Consider the following 19,741-nt stretch of genomic DNA (forward strand, 5'->3'; position numbering starts at 1 on the left):
GTTATCAGTCTATTCATGAAGAAATAATAGGTGCAGTTTTATGGAGCCATCTTCGTTCTTTTCCTGTGTCACATTGGTCAAAAAAACGGAGCAGCGAAAGTTCGCTGCTCCGTTTTAATTAGCTCTGTACTTAGTTACCCTAATTATGATCTGGGTAATTAATATTCGTTGTCATCATCATCGTCGTCTGTATCCACGATTGCGCCAGATGATGTATGGATATCAAGCTCAACGGTTCCTTCGTTGGTGAGTACCTTTACCTCGTAGATGAATTGTCCATCTTCCTTATCCAATTTAGAAGACAAAAGGGTACTCCCGGGCACGTGCTTAAGCGCGATTTGTCCAGCCTGCTTTTCAGTCAGGGTGATGTGATTTGGCTTGTTAAGGGAGGACTCGTTATTAGAGTCATGATCAAGCTCAGAATGGGAACGGATGGTTTTCCCGGTATGAGCATCAATATCTATATCCCAATCTTTATCCCCTTGCTGGAGATCCACCTCATAGTAGACTTTTCCGTTCTTGCGCTCCAGTTCGACATCTTCAACTTGTGCATTATTCCCCACAGCCTTCTTGGCAATGTTGGCAGCGGCGGTCGCTCCAATAAGGCCCGTAGGTTTAGCGGCCCATACGGCATTCGCTGAGACACCCGTAACCGTAACTCCAAGCAGAACCGTAGCTGCCATAATTCCTAATGTATAGTTTTTTTTCATTACATTGTTCCTCCTTGTGCTATAAGCATGAATACAGCTTATCTCTTAAACATGAGAGGAACATAATAGAATCATGAGAAAACCATGAGAAAACATGAGCTGAGATGATCATCAAGTCGTCATGATTCGTCGTGCTCCTGTTTTGCTTTTTCCCACGTTATAGAGTCGATAGAGCCCGATACTGCATTGACCTGTACCACTGCTTCACGCCCATTTTTCACCTCAACCTCAACCAGATAATAGAGGCCTTTGTCGTTGCGGTGAAGCTCAATATCATCGGATGTTCCGTTAACTGCTTTGGCAGCAAGCTTGGCTGCTTCTTTCTCTGTAATAACGAGAGAAACCGGGTCAGGTTTATTAGCTGGATTCGATGTGTCTCTGGTTGGTGAGTTACCGGGATTGTGGTCTTGGGGCTCCTGCTTCACATCTGTATAAGCTTGTGTCCGCTTAATGGAGTCGATGACACCGTCATAGGCATTGGCTTTTATATCGTACTTCCCTTTGGCGCGTTCCAGCCTGATCAGATAAAAATCACCCAAGCGTTGGGATTCGAGCACCTCGCCGGGATACTGATGCAAAACGGATTGGATGACGACCTTTTCTTCCAATGGAGAAGCTGCTAACGACCGTGCCCAAGGCCACTGTAAAAGACAAATTGTAATCAATACAGCCGCCAGCGTACCCCCAATCATCCACACATAGATGGCTTTCATCGTTATTCCCTCCTTTGGCTTATTATTTTGGAACGGTAGGGAGGATGATCGTTGCCGTTGTTCCGCTCCCCTCTACACTTTCTAGCCCAATTTGAGCATGTATAGCTTGTGCAATTCCTGTAGCCAATGATAAGCCTAGTCCAGTCCCACCTTCCTCGCGGCTTCTGGCTTCATCCACACGATAGAAGCGGTCGAATACTTTAGATAACTTTTCTTCTGGGATTCCAATTCCTTGATCTGTGATTCTTATGCAGGGTTGAGCTGTATCGCCTATCGTATCAATCATCAGGTGTATCGACTCGTCACTGTATTTGCGTGCATTATCCAAAAAGATAAATAGGAGCTGCTTCAGCTTATTTTCATCGGTATAGCCAATGCAGTCTGCCTGTACATCCAGTTGAATTTGTCGGGCGAACGCATTTTCAAATGTAGCCTTTAATTCTGTCGCTATTCTGGTCAGGCGTACAGGCTCCAGCACGACATTCCACTGTTCTTCGTTTCTGGCCAACAGAAGAAGCTGCTCTGCCATGTCCTTCATTCGGATCGCCTCGGAATGGATCGCTTCAACGGATTCGGCAAAAATCTTGGGATGCTGCAACCCCCGCCGTTTGAGCAGGCTGGCATAACTTTCAATAATGGTGAGTGGCGTCTTCAATTCATGGGACGCATTAGATACAAATTGTTCTTGCCTGACGAAATTTCGCTCCAGCAGTTCAATCATGTCATTAAATGTTTCACCCATTTCGACCAGTTCGTCGCGTGATGATGAATGGAGCGGAAGACGTTTGAATTTCCCGCTGCGCTGAATTTCTTTCATCGTGCTAATCATAGATGCAATTGGACGTGTAATCAGTCTGCCGAGCAGTCTTCCCGATACCACGACAGGAATGAGCGCAATTCCAGTGACAGCAACAAGTACGATTCTGAGTACCTGTAGCGTCTGCATCGTCGGTTGCAGACTTTCGGTCACCTGGAGATTGACAACCTCGCCATTGGTCCAAATCATGGGGAGCGATACAAGAATGTAACGGTTGCTTTCATAGGTAATGATGCGAACCTGCCGTGTTTCATCAAAAACGCCCTTCATCAAGCTAAGAGATTGCTCGGAAGAAGAGGTGATAGGGGGAAGAAAGTCGCCTTCTGGTTTCATTAGCCGAAGCATGCCATCCAGCGGTACATAGGCTCGGAGAAGATCCTCAGCGGCTACGGATACCGGAGCACGTTGAATCCCACGAATCATGTTTTCTGCTGCGGCCTCTACCTGGTCTTTTCGACTGTCTATCGAAAGTTGGCTGAATAGGAAATAGACTGAGAAGTTAATGGCCACAAGTAAAATCCCGAATAATAACGAGGTATACGTATGGATTTTGTTTTGTAGCTTCATAAGGATTCCTTCAGAACATAACCAATTCCACGTACAGTATGGATCAGCTCAGGGAGCTGGCGCGTAGGGTCGATTTTATTGCGCACGTAGCGAATATACACATCGACCACATTGGTATCGCCCATATAATCTATGCCCCATACATTCTCCAGTAATTGTTCACGGCTAAGTACCTGCCGCTGGTGTCTGAGTAAATGAACGAGCAAGTCAAACTCTCGCGGTGTAAGCTCAATGTTGTGCTCTCCCCGAAGAACTTCGCGAGTACCTTCATGGAGACGTAAATCCCCGGCACTAAGCCATTTATCTACCACTTGTGGAGCCGTGTCTTTCGTTGCACCCACTCTGAGTGCGGCCCTTACACGTGCAAGCAGCTCTTCGATCACAAACGGTTTGGTAACATAATCATTGGCTCCCAAATCGAGTCCCTCGACCTTATCTGCAATGGAACTTTTAGCCGTCAGCAAAATGACAGGAACGTTCGCATCATGCTTACGAATCCTCCGAAGTAGCTCGATGCCATTGAGACCGGGAATCATAATATCCAACAACACTAGGTCCCAATTGCCTTTGCAATACGTCTCCAGCCCATCAATTCCGTTTTTTTCTTTACATACTTGATAGCCTTCAAATTGAAGTTCAATCTCTAGAAGCCGGGCAATCTTTTCTTCGTCTTCTACGATCAAAATAGATTGTTTCATGATCATGCCCTCCTGTAGGCGAATAGCCGATACGGAAGTATTTTAGCATATACGGGCAGGTAAGACACTTCAAAGCGCAGGGCAGTGAGGGAAGAGATATTTATACTGCGTTATATTTCTTAACATTAAAAAGGGACAAAATGTAATGATAGCGCTATGATTTTGTTTTTTTATCCTTTATGCACAACAAATAAGCCTTTGTTTTGGTCAGAACGAACATTGTTTATGTTAGGAAAGTTGCAGTAACATAAGTTAAAACTATTCACCAGAACCGAAATAAGGGCAGACCGCGGGCTTGCCCTTTGTCGCCAGGAGCGTAAAATAAAATGAAGCGAAAGCAGGGGTTCAAAATGCATAAGCTTGGGATGATTACGATTGGGCAAGCCCCTCGGTCAGATGTGGCCCCTATCGTAGAAAGGGCGTTGGAAGGACGGGCAGAGCTGGTACAGGCCGGTGCGCTGGATGGGCTCTCATTGGACTATATACAACAGCATCTATCACCGTCACCGGGAGAATATGTATTAACCTCGCGCTTGACGACCGGGGAGTCGGTGGTCATTTCACGCGAAAAAATCCAGCCGCTGCTCCAGGAAAAAATCACACGTTTGGAGGAGCAAGGCATACGTACGATTTTGCTACTCTGTACCGGTGTGTTTCCTGGATTACATACCCAAAGCGCTTTTCTAATTGAGCCAGATCATGTGCTTCCTCCTGTACTAAAGGCCATGTCCAGCGGAAGAAGACTGGGTCTCATTGGACCGCTCGAAGAACAGAAGAATAACCTCAAGCTTAAATTCAGTCCTTATGGATTGAATCCAGAGTTTGCGGCGGCCTCGCCTTACAGTGGCAGTGAAGAAGAATTTTGCCGAGCAGCCGGACAGTTCAAGAATCAAGCCGATCTGATTGTGCTGGATTGTATGGGCTATACGGAAACGCATAGAGAGCTAGCGGCGCATTACTCGGGGGTTCCCGTTGTATTGTCCAATGCCTTGATTGGCAAACTGGTATCGGAAATGGTGTAAGGAGCTAAAAATTGGAGGTAAGAACTATGAGTCAACACCGTATTGAAATCAGTAAAAATGTATTGCAAAAATGTTTGGGACTTACCGCTGGGGAGACGCTTCTGGTCGTAACCGACGATGATAAAAAAGAATTGGGCGAGTCCATATATGAGGCTGGCAAGGCACTGGGGGCAGAAGCAGCTATTTTGACGATGAAGGTTCGCTCCAAATCGGGCGAGGAGCCTCCAGTCCCTGTTGCCGAAGCCATGCTTCGCTCCAACGTTGTTGTATGTGTCACCCGGTATTCGCTGACACATACAAGTGCCCGTAAGCAGGCCGCAGCTGCTGGAGCACGCCTGGCGACCATGCCTGGCATGACAGACGATATGTTCATGAATGGAGCAATCGCTGCTAATTATCCGAAGGTCAAGGCGCTGACCGAAGAGGTAACCGCATTGCTGACTGCTGCCAAGCAGGTACGGATTGAAAAGGATGGATATAGTTTGAACTTTACCATAGAAGGGCGCAACGGCGTTCCCAGCACAGGTATGTATTTGAATCCTGGCGAATCGGGCAATCTGCCTTCCGGTGAAGCGTATATTGCTCCACTGGAAGGAACGGCACAGGGTCAGATTGTGGTGGACGGTTCTGTAGCAGGAATCGGTGCCTTAAAAGAGCCGCTGCTGCTGACGGTGCAAAATGGCAGATTAATCGCCGCAGAAGGGGAAGCCGGACAGTCCCTGTTGGATATGCTCGGCGAAGGCGATGGTAGAATGCTGGCCGAATTTGGTATTGGAACGAATGATAAAGCCCGCATTACAGGTGTTGTGTTAGAAGACGAGAAAGTGTATGGCACGATTCATGTCGCTTTTGGCAGCAATAATACCTTCGGGGGAACTGTCGCTGCGGGTGTACATATTGACGGAGTCGTACAAAAACCGGATGTATATCTGGATGATCGTCTGATGATGAAGGCTGGTCAGTTGCTAGAGAGATAAAAGGGAGGAAGTTATCATGCTTGGAATGATCAGAGTGCTTACCATGCAGGACAAAGCAGCTATCGACCTTCACGGCCGGGTCATTGAGCAGCGCTACGGGCTGCCTGTCACCAGTGTATGTATCCCTGATCAGCCGAAAGGAATCTACGATGATATCACAGACCGGGAAGCGGTGCCTAAAATTGTGCTTGCGGCGCAACAACTCGTTGAACAAGGCTGTACGTCTATCGGTATTAGCTGCGCGGCTGATCCGGCGCTAGAGGAAACTCGTCAAGCTGTATCTGTACCTGTATACGGGGCGGGGTCTTGTGCGGCACTCTTGGCTCTGACATCGGCCAGCCGTGTAGGCGTGTTGACCATTTTGGAGGAGGCTCCGCCGCTGATTCGCCACATTTTGGGCAATTCCTATATCGGTACAGAGCGTCCCATAGGTGTGCAGACGACACTGGACTTGAACACTCCACAAGGTAAAGAGGCGGCTATGGCAGCAGCGTTGCGGCTTCAGGAGAAGGGAGCTGAGGTAATCGTACTTGCCTGCACAGGTTTTGTAACGATGAACTTTGCGCCAGAGCTGGAGCGTACACTGGGTATTCGGGCTATTGATCCGATTGTGGCGTTGGGTGCAGCCGTTTCGTTACGCTAGCAGTTGCTTCGTGACGGGGCACAGGCAGGATAATCTTAAACTTCATCATAAATAGTTCAATATTGGAATAAACCGCCTTCTTTAGAAAGGCGGTTTATTTATGTTCCATTGAGCTCCTAAAGATAGGAATGGGCTGGTGTGGATAGACTTGACCAAGCGGTAAAAGGTTTTGTTTTGTACACTTTTTTGGTACACTATCCTGAAAATTAGATGAAGTAAGGATTTTGCAAAATAAATAGCAGGGTGGTCTGTCTTTATGAAAATACCGGGTGTAACAGTTCAAGAGCTCATGGCAATACCCGTGTTGAAGGAGGCGAAGGTATTAAGCGGAGAACAGGGGCTAAGCCGGGTTGTCCGGTTTATTGACATTATGGAAGTCCCTGACCTGAAAGGCTGGGTCCGGGAAGGTGTATTGTTGATGACAACGGCTTATTCGATCCGTCATGAGCCTGAGGTATTGTGCCAAATTATTCAATTACTGCATCAGGGCGGAGCGGCGGCGCTTGTGATCAAGCCTACCCGCTTTCTCACGGGAATTCCCCACAGTGCGCTGGAAGAAAGCAATGCCTGCGGCCTTCCTGTGATTGAGATTCCAGCCGATATTCCCTATACGGATATTACGCAGCGTGTCATGGATATGGTGTTGAACCGACAGGCAGAGCTGCTGCGACGTTCGGAAGAAATCTATCGAACGTTAACGACGATGGTGCTGGAGAACAGTGGCATACAGGCTGTAAGCGATAATATAGCAGAGCTTTTTAAAGCTCCGGTTGCTTTGATTGATAATGGAGGTCAAGCCATTGTCACTTCACCACAAGAATGGGATTGGACGATGGTACAAGATGCTCGTCATTTTCCCATTAGCGTAGATAAACGTACAGTTGCCAAGTTGGTCATTGCCCGCAATGAGCTGGATGATATGGAGCAGGTTGGTATTGAGCAGGCACGGCTGGTGATGGCGTTGGAACTCATGCGTGAAAAGGCAGTAGAAGATACGGAAAGCCGACTACGGGGGAACTTTATAGATGAGCTAATGACACCTCCGTTGCCGTTGCGGCATGAGGTTGAGCGGAGAGGTCGTCAATTGGGATTTAATCCGGAATATGACTGGGAGGTGGCTGTACTGGAAAGTGCTGCGGCTCCGCCAGAAGAGATTCTTTCTGGGCTACTGAGTATGGAATCGACCCGACGGCGTGTGGTGTCTCATATTGAGTTTCGTTCAAATCGTGCGATATTATTTCTGCCGACTCTTCAGCCGAATGATTACCAGAACGTACCTGGCTCTGATCAGGAAATGTCCTGGAGTGATACGCTGAAAAACTGGTCGACTGAGAAGGCCTGGGGGACCGCCGATTATTATTTAGGCATCGGAAGTGCCAAAAAGTTATGGGAGCTGCTGCAAAGCTACAATGAAGCACGTCGTGCCATTACTGTAGCCCAGCGGCTGTATCCTGATCAACGTGTATGTAAATACAGCGATATAGAGATGCATTATATGCTTGGAGAAGCGATGGACAAAGAGGAATTTTCAAATGTATTTGAACGCAAGCTGGGGAGACTTCAGCAATATGATCGCTCACATGGCAGTGACTTACTCAAAACGTTATTTTATTATTTGGAAAACAGAGGAAGTCTGGTAGATACAGCCAATTATCTTTTTATACATCGTAACTCAGTAAAATACAGATTGGAACGGATACGCGACATGACAGATTTTGATCTTAACGATCCACGTGAGCAGTTTATATGTCATACCTGTCTGATTCATTATTATTTGCGGGAACATAGGTAGCTGGAGCGGTTTTTTATGCAGGGAGGGCAGGACATGGATAAAAAAATACTGATAGCGGACGATGAGGCGAGCATTCGAAATGCGCTGGCTTATGCATTAAAGCGAGAGGGTTTTTTGGTGGAAACCGCCGTTGACGGGGAGGACGCCTTGGAAAAAGTGCGTTTGTTCCATCCAGATGTGCTCATACTGGATGTGATGATGCCCAAACTTGGTGGATATGAGGTGTGCCGCCGTTTGGAAAGTCGGAAGGGCATCGGTATTTTACTGCTGACGGCCAAAAACGATATCGTTGATAAGGTACTCGGGCTGGAGCTGGGTGCGGACGATTTTATGAGCAAACCGTTTGACCTGAGGGAGCTGCTCGCTCGTATTAAAGCATTGGTACGGAGGCTGGAGCGAGAAGGAGCGCCTGCCCCGGAAGGAACAGAAGTAGTCCTCGGCCCATTACGGGTACGTCCGTCCAGCCGAACAGCTGAACTTGGAGCCATAGCGCTGGAGCTGACCCCCAAGGAGTTTGATGTGCTGGCGCTGTTGGTGTCCCATGCCGGGAGGGTATATACACGGGACGAGCTGCTGGAGCAGGTATGGAGCTTCGATTATGTGGGTGGAACGCGGACGGTGGATATTCATATCCAGCGCTTGCGCAAGAAGCTTGAGCCACATCAAGCGATATTGCAGACCGTGTATGGTATCGGCTATAAGGCAGAGAAAATGACGTGAACGAACATCATTCACTCCATCAGCAAGGAAGCTTGCGGTCCACCGACCAACAGAAGCGCAAACGCAAACCTACAGGCTTGAGCCTGCGTTGGAAATTTCCGCTGGTACTGGCGGCTTTGCTGCTATTTACTGTCGGTGTGCTGAGCTGGCTCGTGCTTACTGGTATTCGCGCTAACCAGACAGACCAAATGGAACGCAGCTTAAAGCGTCAGGCCGAAATTGTAGAAATGCGTGTAAAACAGTCTTACCTGTTGGGAGTGCGCCAATCACCGGAAGCCTTTATGAAGAAGCAGGCACCTGGGCTCGCAGTGGAACTGGGCGTATCCAGTAATATGCGTGTTATTTTATATGATGGTCAGGGGCATGAGGTTGGCAATTCTCTACCGCTGGCTTTTAGAACAGATGTCAGCCAGGCGCTCTCCTATGCGATCCAAGGCAAAATTGCGTATATTACGGAAGGAAGCGCAATCACTTATTTGGCTCCGCTTCAAGGTCCAGACGGCTTACTGGGAGTGGTACAGCTTCACAGCTCAACAGAAGCACAGCAGCAGTTCTACCGGGCCATTGCCCACTTGTTTCTATGGACGGGGGGTGCGGTGCTGGTATTGAGCTTTATTTTGGGTTTAGGCTATGTCAGCCGCCAGACGAGGGACATCGGACGACTGACTCGGGCTTCCGAACAGATATCGGCAGGGCATTATCCAAAAGCCAGACTGCTGCGGCGGCAGGATGAGCTGGGAAGACTGGATGAAGGAATGCTCCAGATGAGTCATGTGATCCGGAAGAGCATTACCGCGCTGGAAAACGAAAAGCTCCGGCTGGAAGAAGCGGTTCAGCGCTTGAGAGAGCTAGAGCAGCAGCAAAAATCTTTTATTGGAAATATCAGTCATGAACTAAAGACCCCATTAACCTCTATTCAAGCTTATGCTGATTTACTGGATATGTATGGGGATGATCCTGAACTGGTGCGTGAAGCGAGAGAAAGCATCAGTAAGGAAACAAAACGGTTGTACGAGCTTGTCGAGGACTCGTTGCGGCTATCTGTGCTGGATAAATATGATTTTGAATTGCATACGGAGGCTGTGGAACTGCATTCGTTACTGGAAGATGCAGGGAGCCGTATTCGAGGAAAAGCGGCAGCGCGTAGACTGAATTTTTCGATAGATACTGTTCCTGCCCAGGTGTGGGGAGACCCTAAGCATCTGATGCATATTGTACTGAATTTGCTGGATAATGCAGTGAAGTACAATCGGGACGGTGGATGGATTACGTTATCGAATCGGGTAGAACAGGACACTGTGATGGTGTATATACGTAATTCCGGTCCATGGATTCCCAGGGAGAAATGGGACATGATTTTTGAGCCGTTCGCTACCTTAAGCCGTGATCGTTCTCGTCAGGACAGCGGTACGGGACTCGGTCTTCCTCTGGCACGCAGACTGGCGGAGCGTATGGGGGGAGAGTTGCAGCTTACAGCTTCAGATCATAGTGGGTTGGAAAATGGCAACGGCCATACGAATGTAAGTGGGAATGAATTTTCGCTTAGACTCCCCCTCTTGGTTCACGATGGCTCCCTGTAAACGGCCGATTGTTAGCACAGGGCTAGATAGAATGATGTCTTGTTTACAATTTGGAAACAATTCGATGTATTCATGAGATGTTCGGCTATTAAACTAGGGGTATCGTTAACAAGGAGGCCGTTGTACATGATAAAGAAAAACATAGACAGCTATAGGCAAAAGAACGGCTCCTCTCATCGCGAAGGTTCCAACACAAGAGTTTTCAGACAGAAAGCCACGGGGGTGCTCATAATCGGCTTAATCGCCGGGGGATTACTCAGTGGTTGCGGCATGAAGAGCGCAGGAGAGACAAATCCAGCATTCGGTATGAAACCGGGCCAACAGCTTACTGTGATTGACACGGATACAGCCCAGAAGCAAGTAACGGACGAGCTGGTGGTATCGTCTATCGACAGGCTGGGGGATGTCTACGCGAGGTCTTGGCTGAGCGACGAAGAGCTGATTGTCGAGCGTAAAACCCAGCTGTGGATTCATAATGTAGAGACAAACAAGGAGCGGATTTTAACACCAGGTCGTAAGGCTCCACAGTTACTTGCTGTGGTATCACCGGATCAGCGCCATGTCTTTTTTACTGAAGGTAGCACCAGCAGCAAATATGATATCCAGGGTTACATTTTGGAACTAAGCAGTGGTAGGATTACATCGATTGGCAAGCTGGATATGACTAACGAAGTGAGCTGGAGCGATGAGAATGATCTCATTACAGGCACACCGGATGGTAAAATACAGCTGATTGGTCTGGACGGCAAAGCTGAAGAATTGAGTTTTCAAGATCCGAATCGCTCTGAATTGATGTCTCATGTCGAAAAAGTGGGTAACGCCATATTTTATACAGGCAGTGATAAACAAGGGTATCCGGTGCTGAATCGGTTCACCCTCAATCATCCTCAGGCTGTGACCATTGCAGAGGGTGCCATGTCCTTTGCCGTGTCGCCTGACGGTAAGTCTATTGCCATTGAAAAGCGGAAATGGAATACATCCGAACCAGCCCGTATGATCATTTTGGATGAACAGGGCAAAGAGAAAGGAATCGTCGGTCAAGGTACTTTAATGAGTCGTGGAAGCTGGTCCAATGACGGGTCCAAGCTTGCTTTTTCCATTTATGATGAGGATCAGCAAGGCATGAGAGGGCTGTATGTGTTTGACCAGTCCACGGGTAAAACCACTCCGGTTACGACCGATATCCAATCCTATGACAGCCCAACGGTATGGAGCCCATCCGGCCGGTTTTTATCCATGTACCAGAACATTTCGGAAGGTGGAAAACAGCTCAATCAAAGCTACATCGTCGAATTTAAGAGGAAGTAGTTCCTGGAAAAATATGTCCATCCAGTCCGTAAGAAATGGTGATTGCTTAGAGCTGTTATTAAGTAAGTAGTAAAAAGGCGCATATCCTTTTTAGGTATGCACCTTTTTTTAATTAGGCTGGCTATTTGATTTTGTATGACTATACAAACTTACGATGATGTTTTTTACCGTCATATGAGAATAAGGCGAGCTTACCCTCAATCAATGTTTCCAAATGAACGGTGCGCCCCCACAGCTGATACACATACGGAAGTGTGCGCTCCATATATTTTAAATCCAGCTCAATGCCTTCGTACTGGTGCTTGAGCTTCAACTCGCCCGTATGCAGGTAATCTCCATCCTCGACGACGATATAAGGGGAGCCTCCATTCACACGTGAAAACACGAGCTGATCCCGTATGTTTTCCCAGGATTTATCGGTAATTTTCCAATCGGGTCCCCGTTTCTCAAACACGTACAGATCCAAATCCTCTGTCAGTTTCTTGGTCATGTAATTGCGTATAAAAGAGGTGTCCGAGTCGAACTCTCGTACCTCGAACATTTTAGCGCGTCCTTCTCCCGGTCTGCGTCCTTGTCGCTCTTGCTCCTCACGGGTTGGGTTATCCCATCGTTTTTCAATATCCTCAAATATTTTCAGCCCCAAATAGTAAGGGTTTAGGCTTTGCTTGGAAGGCTGTACGACAGAAGCGTTCAGCATCGCAAATTCAACGGTTTCCTCCCCGGTCAAATCCAGTTCCCTTACAATCCGCTGGTGCCAATAGGAGGCCCAGCCTTCATTCATGATTTTGGTCTCCATTTGGGGCCAGAAATACAGCATTTCGTCCCGTAGCATCGTCATAATATCCCGCTGCCAGTCCTCCAGCACCTCCGAGAATTCCTGAATAAACCAGACGATATCTTTTTCAGGTTCCGGTGGGAACTTGCGTACCTTGATGCCCTCGGTCTCGGCGGGATCATGCTGCTTCACTGTGTCCAGTGACCACAGATCATCGTAAGGCCCAGGGGGACGCAGTCGTTTTCCAGGTTCTTTCTGCTCCCGAATTTTGAGTTCCATGTAGCGCTGCTTATCCAGATGCCTTGGTTTGATGATCTGTGGATCCACATGCTCTTGTATCGCCAGTACAGAGTCAATGAAGGATTCCACAGCCTTTGAACCGTATTCCATTTCATAGCTGTTGATTCGATCTGCTGTGGCCGACATACTCTCCACCATATTGCGATTAGAAGCTGAAAAGCGGGCGTTGTGTTTGAAAAAATCACAGTGTGCCAGTACATGGGCGACAATCAGTTTATTCTGCACCAAAGAATTTCCTTCCAGCAGGAAGGCATAGCAGGGATTGGAGTTAATGACCAGCTCATAGATTTTGCTCAATCCAAAATCGTACTGCATTTTCATCTTGTGAAACGTTTTTCCAAAACTCCAGTGGCTGAAGCGCGTGGGCATACCATAGGCTCCGAACGTATATACAATATCCGCCGGACAAATCTCATACCGCATCGGATAGTAGTCGAGCCCGAATCCATCTGCAATCTCCATAATTTCTGATATCGCATATTCTAGCTCCTTCTGGTCGGTGCTCATCCCACCGTTCCCCCTTCCCGTTTGCGAAAAAAGGTACGTAAGGCTTGGTATACCTCACCTTTTTCCTTGATGACATAGTACATAAACTGATCCTTTTTAATATTCTTGTAGGCTGACATCAGCGTGCTGCTGCGATTATATTGATTCACTTCTCCATAGCCGAACATATTGCTTCGCTTTATAAGTTCCTCGATTAGCTTCACACACCGCTCATTGTCCGAGGTCAGGTTATCGCCATCCGAGAAATGGAAGGGATATATATTGTAGCTGGAAGGAGGATATCGTTTGTCGATAATCTCTAGTGCTTTCAGATAAGCCGAAGAGCAGATCGTGCCGCCACTTTCTCCGCGGGTAAAAAATTCTTCCTCCGTAACCTCTTTAGCCTCGGTATGATGCGCGAGAAAGACAATTTCCACCTTTTCATACTGACGGCGCAAAAAGCGGGTCATCCAGAAAAAGAAGCTGCGAGCGCAATATTTTTCAAAAGAGCCCATCGAGCCTGATGTGTCCATCATGGCTATAATCACCGCGTTGGATTGGGGAATAGTCTTCTCTTCCCATGTTTTGTAGCGAAGATCGTCCGGACTAATATGATGAATGCCCGGTTTCCCTTCACGGGCGTTGCGGCGCAGATTTTCGAGAATGGTTCGTTTCTTGTCAATGTTCGCTTGCATGCCTTTTTTACGTATATCATTGAACACTATAGATTCAACCTCAATTTGATCCTTATCTTTTTGCTGTAAATTCGGTAATTCCATTTCCTCGAACAGCATATCTTCCAGTTCTTCTATGCTGACTTCCGTTTCCATAATATCGTGTCCCGGCTGGTCGCCGGCTTTCTCACCTTTACCAGGCTTCTGGGAGGCAGGATCACGTCCGATGACATCCCCCACCTGACTATCTCCATCCCCTTGGCCTACATGCTTTTGCTTTTGATAGTTATAAATGAAGCGATATTCATCCAGACTGCGAATCGGCACTTTAATAATCTGTTGACCGTCCGACATAATAATATTTTCTTCCGTTATCAGATCGGGTAGATTTTGCTTAATGACATCTTTGACCTTCTGCTGATGACGTTGCTGGTCCTGGTACCCTTTGCGATGCAGCGACCAATCTTCGCGGGATACGACGAATGAATATGGCTGGCGTGGTTCCGGCATTATTAGGCACCCCCCAAGTGGATACACGGCACAGTTTGGCCTTGTTGGTTATTAAGTATATTCACGGGGATGAACGATATGTGATGGAACTCGATTTAAATTCTGCCCGTTTGCTTTTATAATGAAAGTAAAAAATGTAAAAAAAGAATGGAGAACCTTGGGTTAATATTGATTGATTGTGCTTGAAGATATGCTTACTGATAGTAGAGGTATGCGTCAGATGCGTCAATTTACGGATTGCCACATTCTTCGAGAACGTGGTTTTGAGGAAGAAGATCTGTCGCCCTCGTTAGTAAGGACGACAGGTGGATCATAAGAAATGGCAGATGCCCTCCTATTGTAGGAGGGCATTTTTATCTTCACCACAATAGTCGAACTACAGCCATACTCACAATACCGACAACGACGGTAGCCAGCAGGTTTTTGCTCCACAAGGCGGTCACTAGCGTAGGAAAGACAGCCATAAGTACTTGCCCATTAAGAGTGACTGAGGATTCGGTTCGGACGAGCAGATTTTCCATCACGAGGGCTGTGAATATGCAGATGGGAATATAGGAAAGCCATTGTAGCACTGGCTTGGGAAGCGCCAGTCTTTGCAGCACGACAAAAGGAATGATCCTTGGGATCGCCGTGACAATCATGGCACCGATAATGATATACAGGACATTGGGATTAATGCTCATTTGTCGGTTAACACTCCAATCGTTGCGGTGATCATGGTTGCTACAATGACGGAGATATGTGATGGCACCCACCAGGACAAAAGGTACATCAGAACAGCCATACATAGCACAAGCAGCAGACGATGCTTGAGTTTGGAGGTCTGGACACTTTGGAGCTGGGAAATAAGCAGGGCAAGGAACATCGCAGGCAAGGCAAAGTCCAGACCAAAAGCCTCCGGCCGGGAAATCCAGTTCCCGAGAACCCCTCCCGCCACACAGGATGCAATCCAAGCGAGATAAGCTGTAATATTAAGCCCGTTCATCCAGCGGTCACTGACCTGCCCGCCTTTAGCCAATTTATCCGACGCTACTCCAAAGGATTCGTCCGTCAAAAGAGCGCCGATGCCTATGTTTTTCCACAATGAATATTTAGAAAAGTAAGGAGCCAGCGACGCACTTAACAGCAGATGACGAGCATTCACAATGAATGTCGTTAAAATAATGACGGATGGAGGACTGGCTGCAGCCAGCATCGAGCACATAATAAACTGAGAGGCTCCGGCGTATACAAGCGCCGACATGAAGGCAATTTCCATGGTGCTAACCCCTGATGAGGCACCCACAATGCCTGCCGCGAACCCAATACATACATAACCGAGCAATGTAGGAATACAATCTTTAACCCCATGTAAAAAGCTGAGTGAATCGGGCTTCGTTCCGCTCAACTCCGAAGCTATGGACATTTTAACCTTACCCCCAGTGTATAAATTTTATAATAGTATATAACGTAAGTTGTAAAGTATCAATATATTATACGTTTGTACGTTATATTGAATAATTTCTATAGCGAACACACAGGGAGAATGTTTATTTTATTGCTTTTTAGAACTTGATCCTAAGGATAGAGATGAATATGAACAGATGTAGAGGACAAGGACGTATACCTAATGGAATCCGCGCTGGTGCTTCAGCCCGGTAAGGAAGATAAAGAGCTTCAGCGAAAAAAGAGCATCAACAAAATTGAAACGTTTCCATCTTAGTGTTATTATAATTTTCATAAAGAGAGATAGGGAGAGGGAGATGCCGATGCCAAGTATTAAAGATGTAGCTAGCTTAGCTGGCGTAGCTGTAGGAACTGTATCCCGAGTTATTAACAACTCGGGCTCTGTAAAACCAGATACACGCAGAAAAGTGGAGGAAGCTATACAAGAACTGAATTATTTTCCTAATGAAGTCGCTCGAAATTTCAAGATGAGGAAATCCAAGATGGTAGCCTTGCTGCTTCCAAGTATCTGGCATCCTTTTTTTTCTGAACTGGCTTATTACATTGAGGATGAGTTGGATCAGGAAGGCTTTAAGCTCATGTTGTGTAATAGCGGCGGCAAGCCCGAAAAAGAACTGTATTATCTGGATATGCTACGGCAAAACAAAGTGGCTGGTATTGTCGGCATTACTTACAATGATATAGAAAATAGCGTAAGCAATGACATTCCGATTGTAAGTATTGATAGGCACTTCAACAAAAAAATTACTTGTGTGACCTCCGATAATTATGAGGGAGGGCGTCTGGCTTTGAGGGAGCTTGTTAAAGTGGGGGCCCAGAAACCGGCTTTTATGGGAAGCGTCACTTCCATTTTCAGTGAAACCATGAATCGGAGAAAAGGTTTCATTCATGAGGCGCAAACATTGGGAGTCGATTATGTAATCTACGAGAAGCCCGACCCTATAGTGGACGACGATGCCTATTTTAACGAGTTCCTAAATGAGCATCGCGATGTGGACGGCATTTTTGCTATTACCGATATGTTAGCCGCCAACTATATAGAAAGAGCACGCAGGGAGGGCATTCGCGTTCCAGAGGATGTAAAGGTTATCGGCTACGACGGGATTCAGGACCATCCTTATTTTCATCCGATATTGTCTACAATCAGGCAGCCAGTGGAGGAGATGGCACGTATGACAATCAGACTGCTTTATAAGAAAATCGAAGGTGAAACTTTAGATCAGCAAGTGTATCGTCTCCCCGTTGTCTTCAAGCAAGGCGAAACTACATGATTTTATTGTAAAAATATTAGCTCATTCGGTCGATTCATAGTATGGATCTACTAACTGATGTTTTTCTCACAGCAAATTGGAAGCGTTTCAAAAGTGAAAACATCCTAGTTCAAGAAAGGAGGTGTAATGGTGAATTCAAGAACTAGCGAGTCGGATCATTCAGGATCAAGCCAAATCGAAAAATATGGAACCGGATCAAACGCGACTATTCCTTAAACATTCAAACTTCAAACTTTTTTCTTTTGGCAGAAGAAAGATATCTCAGTTCTTCCCGATATTTCGCCACGGTTCTGCGTGATAGATGCAAACCTTCCTTTCCCAGCAGGGTAGTAATAGCCTGATCCGATAACGGTTTTTGCTTGTCCTCATCATCTATCAAATTTTTGATACACTTTTTTACACTCTCCGATGAAGTAGCATCTCCGTCCGCTGACGTCAAGGAGGAAGTAAAGAAAAATTTGAGCTCGAACAATCCGCGAGGCGTCTGTATAAATTTATTACTGACCGCCCTGCTGACCGTGGATTCGTGTAAGCCCGTCTTATCGGCAATCTCCTTTTGGGTGATTGGTTTGAGGAAATACACGCCATGCTCAAAAAAATCCTGCTGCTTTTCCACAATGGCCTTGGCAACCCGTAGAAGGGTCAGCCGACGTTGCTTCAGGCTATTGATCAGCCATTTTGCCGTATTCATCTTCTCATGGATAAAACGTTTGGTTTCACTATTCGGTAGATCCTGCATCATTTGCCGGTAAAAAGGGTTGATCTCAACCCGCGGCGCACTAATGTCATTAATCAGGACAAGATATTCCCCGTTGGCTTTTTCGACCGTGATATCTGCTATGATGTATTGCTGCTCTTTATGAGCAAATGCTGCGCCCGGGCATGGATTTAGCTTGCGAATTCGATCGGCCATCTGTATAACCTCTTGCCTACCGATTTCAAGAGCATCCGCAATTTTTTGTATCCGATTGTTCGCCAGATCGGCCAGATGGTTGCTTACCATTCTGACTATGCATTCATCATCCATGCCAGCAAGCTGGAGCTGGAGAAGAAGACATTCTTCCAAGCTGTAAGAGGCGATCCCCGGTGGATCAAAACTCTGTATCACCAAGAGCATATCCTCAATTTCGGCTATGGGAACGTCCAATAGTGAGGCGACCGTTGGAACATCAAGTTCTAAATATCCCATTTCGTTCAAATTGCCAATGAGGTACCGTGCCACCATACGCTGTGAATTTGTAAGCCCACATACCAGTCCAAGCTGCCTGTTCAGATGTTCAAACAGGGTATCATTCGGATTGGGGACAAAATCCAGAAATGTAACGGGATTTGCTCGCTGGACCGATGGATATTTTTCTCCGCCACGATAATGTTCAAGCAGATCTCCTTGATCTTTCTGTGAAAACCGCTCTGCTTCTTCTTTGATACTGCCTATGGACATATTAAACTCCGGCAAATCAATGACTGGATTATTGTTCGCCTGTTCATGCAGAAAGGATATTAAATCAGCCGAAGAATATTGCAAGATCGTGATTGCTTGTCGCAATTCGGGCGTCATAACCAGCTTGAATCCTTGTTCCTGTTGTAATCCATATCGTATCATTGACTTATTCGAACTCCTTTTCCATACATTTCCGGTACAAATTCACAGTCAGTCATTTATGAAAGATCTACTTCTCTAAGCCTATGCAATTCTCCTGCCTAGATGTTAACGTTACCGAGTAATTTTATCTGATAGAAACGATTCATAAACAAGCCAAAGATTGTCGTAATAAGTAACAGTTATTATGTGTGTTGTATTTTTGGTTATATACACTATCTTTCTTGTATACTCATTCATTGAATAACAAAATACACTGGAGCTGGAGGAATCATTTATGGAAACTTATAAAATTGTCTGCATTGATATTGACGGGACGCTGCTTAACTCGGCGCATCAAATCACGGAAGCAACCAAAGAAACCATTCTCCAGGTTATAAATGATAAGCAGATTCCAGTGGTTCTTGTCTCTGCGCGAATGCCAAAAGCAATTATTCCATTGCAGAATCATCTTGGTATTTCTGAGCCTCTCATATGCTACAGTGGGGCACTTGTTATAGATAAACACGGGAACAAGCTGAACACCCGTTATATAGATAAGAAAATGACACAGTGTTTGCTTGACAGCCTGGCTGCCTATGATCTTCACGTAAGCCTGTATAAGATGATGAGTGGTATATTGAGCAATTGGATGCATGGGCGCTTCAAGAACGTGACATCACCAATATCGAGCCTCGCATTTATAGTTTTTCTAAGCTTACCAGTGGTTGGAGGGAAGAGACTGATGGAACCAGTAAAATTTTGTGCATGGGTGATCCCGAAGAGATCAGACGCGTCCTTCAAGTATTGCGACCCCTATACGGCGAAGAAGTAAATCTCTACTTATCCAAGCCTACTTATCTGGAAATCATGTCAAAAAAGGCTTCCAAAACGGCAGCCATTCAAATTCTGCTAAAAGAGTACCAACTGAAACAAAGCGATTGTCTGGCTATGGGTGACAACTACAATGATATCGACATGCTGGCCTTTGCGGGACTTGGCATTGCCATGGAAAATGCTCCCCTTGAGGTCAAAGCTGCTGCCAACACCGTTACTCTCTCGAATGACGAGGATGGAGTAGCTCATGCGCTGAAAAACCATATTCTGTTCCCTAAATAAGCGGGTTGGAATAAATTTCCAATGACTGATTCAG

At 46.4% G+C, this 19,741-nt stretch carries 19 protein-coding genes; 10 read left to right on the forward strand and 9 right to left on the reverse strand.

The annotated features are described in order from the left end of the window. Positions 1-158: 158 nt before the first annotated feature. From AOU00_RS20530 to AOU00_RS20545, 4 genes are all read right to left on the reverse strand, one after another. Positions 159-710: a PepSY domain-containing protein gene (locus AOU00_RS20530; RefSeq protein ID WP_069291539.1), complete on the reverse strand. Its 552-nt coding sequence runs from the start codon at positions 708-710 to the stop codon at positions 159-161. 119 nt (positions 711-829) lie between these two features. Next, positions 830-1,423, reverse strand: coding sequence for a PepSY domain-containing protein (locus AOU00_RS20535; RefSeq protein WP_069291540.1), 594 nt, complete (start codon positions 1,421-1,423; stop codon positions 830-832). 22 nt (positions 1,424-1,445) lie between these two features. Further along, positions 1,446-2,807 carry a sensor histidine kinase gene (locus AOU00_RS20540; protein ID WP_069291541.1) on the reverse strand — a complete coding sequence of 454 codons (1,362 nt, stop codon included), beginning with the start codon at positions 2,805-2,807 and terminating at the stop codon, positions 1,446-1,448. Then, entirely contained in the window at positions 2,804-3,505 is a 702-nt protein-coding gene (locus AOU00_RS20545) for a response regulator transcription factor (protein WP_069291542.1), read from the reverse strand. The genes AOU00_RS20540 and AOU00_RS20545 overlap by 4 nt, the downstream gene beginning before the upstream one ends. 326 nt (positions 3,506-3,831) lie before the next feature. Between AOU00_RS20545 and AOU00_RS20550 the strand changes: the two genes are divergently transcribed. The 7 genes from AOU00_RS20550 (at position 3,832) to AOU00_RS20580 (ending at position 11,547) form a co-directional block, all read left to right on the forward strand. Continuing rightward, a complete protein-coding gene (locus AOU00_RS20550) occupies positions 3,832-4,527 on the forward strand; it encodes an AroM family protein (RefSeq protein WP_069291543.1) in 696 nt (231 codons plus the stop codon). A gap of 26 nt (positions 4,528-4,553) precedes the next feature. Next, positions 4,554-5,504, forward strand: a complete 951-nt coding sequence (locus AOU00_RS20555) for an aminopeptidase (protein WP_069291544.1) — start codon at positions 4,554-4,556, stop codon at positions 5,502-5,504. A 16-nt stretch (positions 5,505-5,520) separates the two neighbouring features. Continuing rightward, a complete protein-coding gene (locus AOU00_RS20560; RefSeq protein WP_069291545.1) occupies positions 5,521-6,147 on the forward strand; it encodes an aspartate/glutamate racemase family protein in 627 nt (208 codons plus the stop codon). Between the two features lie 256 nt (positions 6,148-6,403). Beyond that, entirely contained in the window at positions 6,404-7,939 is a 1,536-nt protein-coding gene (locus AOU00_RS20565) for a PucR family transcriptional regulator (protein ID WP_061831420.1), read from the forward strand. A 33-nt stretch (positions 7,940-7,972) separates the two neighbouring features. Beyond that, positions 7,973-8,659 carry a response regulator transcription factor gene (locus tag AOU00_RS20570; RefSeq protein WP_061831421.1) on the forward strand — a complete coding sequence of 229 codons (687 nt, stop codon included), beginning with the start codon at positions 7,973-7,975 and terminating at the stop codon, positions 8,657-8,659. Beyond that, positions 8,656-10,239: a sensor histidine kinase gene (locus AOU00_RS20575; protein WP_061831422.1), complete on the forward strand. Its 1,584-nt coding sequence runs from the start codon at positions 8,656-8,658 to the stop codon at positions 10,237-10,239. Before AOU00_RS20570 ends, AOU00_RS20575 begins: the two co-directional genes overlap by 4 nt. A gap of 126 nt (positions 10,240-10,365) precedes the next feature. After that, on the forward strand, positions 10,366-11,547 hold the full coding sequence (locus AOU00_RS20580) for a TolB-like translocation protein (protein WP_061831423.1): 1,182 nt from the start codon (positions 10,366-10,368) through the stop codon (positions 11,545-11,547). A gap of 139 nt (positions 11,548-11,686) precedes the next feature. On the opposite strand, the gene AOU00_RS20585 is transcribed toward AOU00_RS20580, so the two are convergent. The 4 genes from AOU00_RS20585 to AOU00_RS20600 all read right to left on the reverse strand — a co-directional run bounded on the left by AOU00_RS20585 (position 11,687) and on the right by AOU00_RS20600 (position 15,697). Further along, the gene (locus AOU00_RS20585) at positions 11,687-13,129 is read right to left on the reverse strand and encodes a SpoVR family protein (RefSeq protein ID WP_061831424.1); all 1,443 of its coding nucleotides are present in this window, start codon (positions 13,127-13,129) and stop codon (positions 11,687-11,689) included. Continuing rightward, on the reverse strand, positions 13,126-14,292 hold the full coding sequence (gene yhbH, locus AOU00_RS20590; protein WP_025723949.1) for a sporulation protein YhbH: 1,167 nt from the start codon (positions 14,290-14,292) through the stop codon (positions 13,126-13,128). The genes AOU00_RS20585 and yhbH overlap by 4 nt, the downstream gene beginning before the upstream one ends. Positions 14,293-14,651: 359 nt before the next feature. Then, complete coding sequence (locus AOU00_RS20595; RefSeq protein WP_039269810.1) at positions 14,652-14,975, reverse strand: AzlD domain-containing protein; 324 nt, start codon at positions 14,973-14,975, stop codon at positions 14,652-14,654. Further along, positions 14,972-15,697 carry an AzlC family ABC transporter permease gene (locus tag AOU00_RS20600; RefSeq protein ID WP_061831425.1) on the reverse strand — a complete coding sequence of 242 codons (726 nt, stop codon included), beginning with the start codon at positions 15,695-15,697 and terminating at the stop codon, positions 14,972-14,974. Before AOU00_RS20600 ends, AOU00_RS20595 begins: the two co-directional genes overlap by 4 nt. Before the next feature lie 343 nt (positions 15,698-16,040). On the opposite strand from AOU00_RS20600, the gene AOU00_RS20605 reads away from it, so the two are divergent. Continuing rightward, on the forward strand, positions 16,041-17,009 hold the full coding sequence (locus AOU00_RS20605; RefSeq protein WP_061831444.1) for a LacI family DNA-binding transcriptional regulator: 969 nt from the start codon (positions 16,041-16,043) through the stop codon (positions 17,007-17,009). A 220-nt stretch (positions 17,010-17,229) separates the two neighbouring features. On the opposite strand, the gene rpoN is transcribed toward AOU00_RS20605, so the two are convergent. After that, positions 17,230-18,612, reverse strand: coding sequence for an RNA polymerase factor sigma-54 (gene rpoN, locus AOU00_RS20610; RefSeq protein WP_061831426.1), 1,383 nt, complete (start codon positions 18,610-18,612; stop codon positions 17,230-17,232). 274 nt (positions 18,613-18,886) lie between these two features. Here rpoN and AOU00_RS20615 point away from each other — a divergent pair, with 274 nt between their 5' ends. After that, the gene (locus AOU00_RS20615; RefSeq protein ID WP_216637466.1) at positions 18,887-19,423 is read left to right on the forward strand and encodes an HAD family hydrolase; all 537 of its coding nucleotides are present in this window, start codon (positions 18,887-18,889) and stop codon (positions 19,421-19,423) included. Then, complete coding sequence (locus AOU00_RS27385; protein WP_250637522.1) at positions 19,357-19,707, forward strand: HAD-IIB family hydrolase; 351 nt, start codon at positions 19,357-19,359, stop codon at positions 19,705-19,707. The genes AOU00_RS20615 and AOU00_RS27385 overlap by 67 nt, the downstream gene beginning before the upstream one ends. Positions 19,708-19,741: the final 34 nt, after the last annotated feature.

This window comes from Paenibacillus polymyxa, from assembly GCF_001719045.1.
Taxonomy (GTDB): domain Bacteria; phylum Bacillota; class Bacilli; order Paenibacillales; family Paenibacillaceae; genus Paenibacillus; species Paenibacillus polymyxa_B.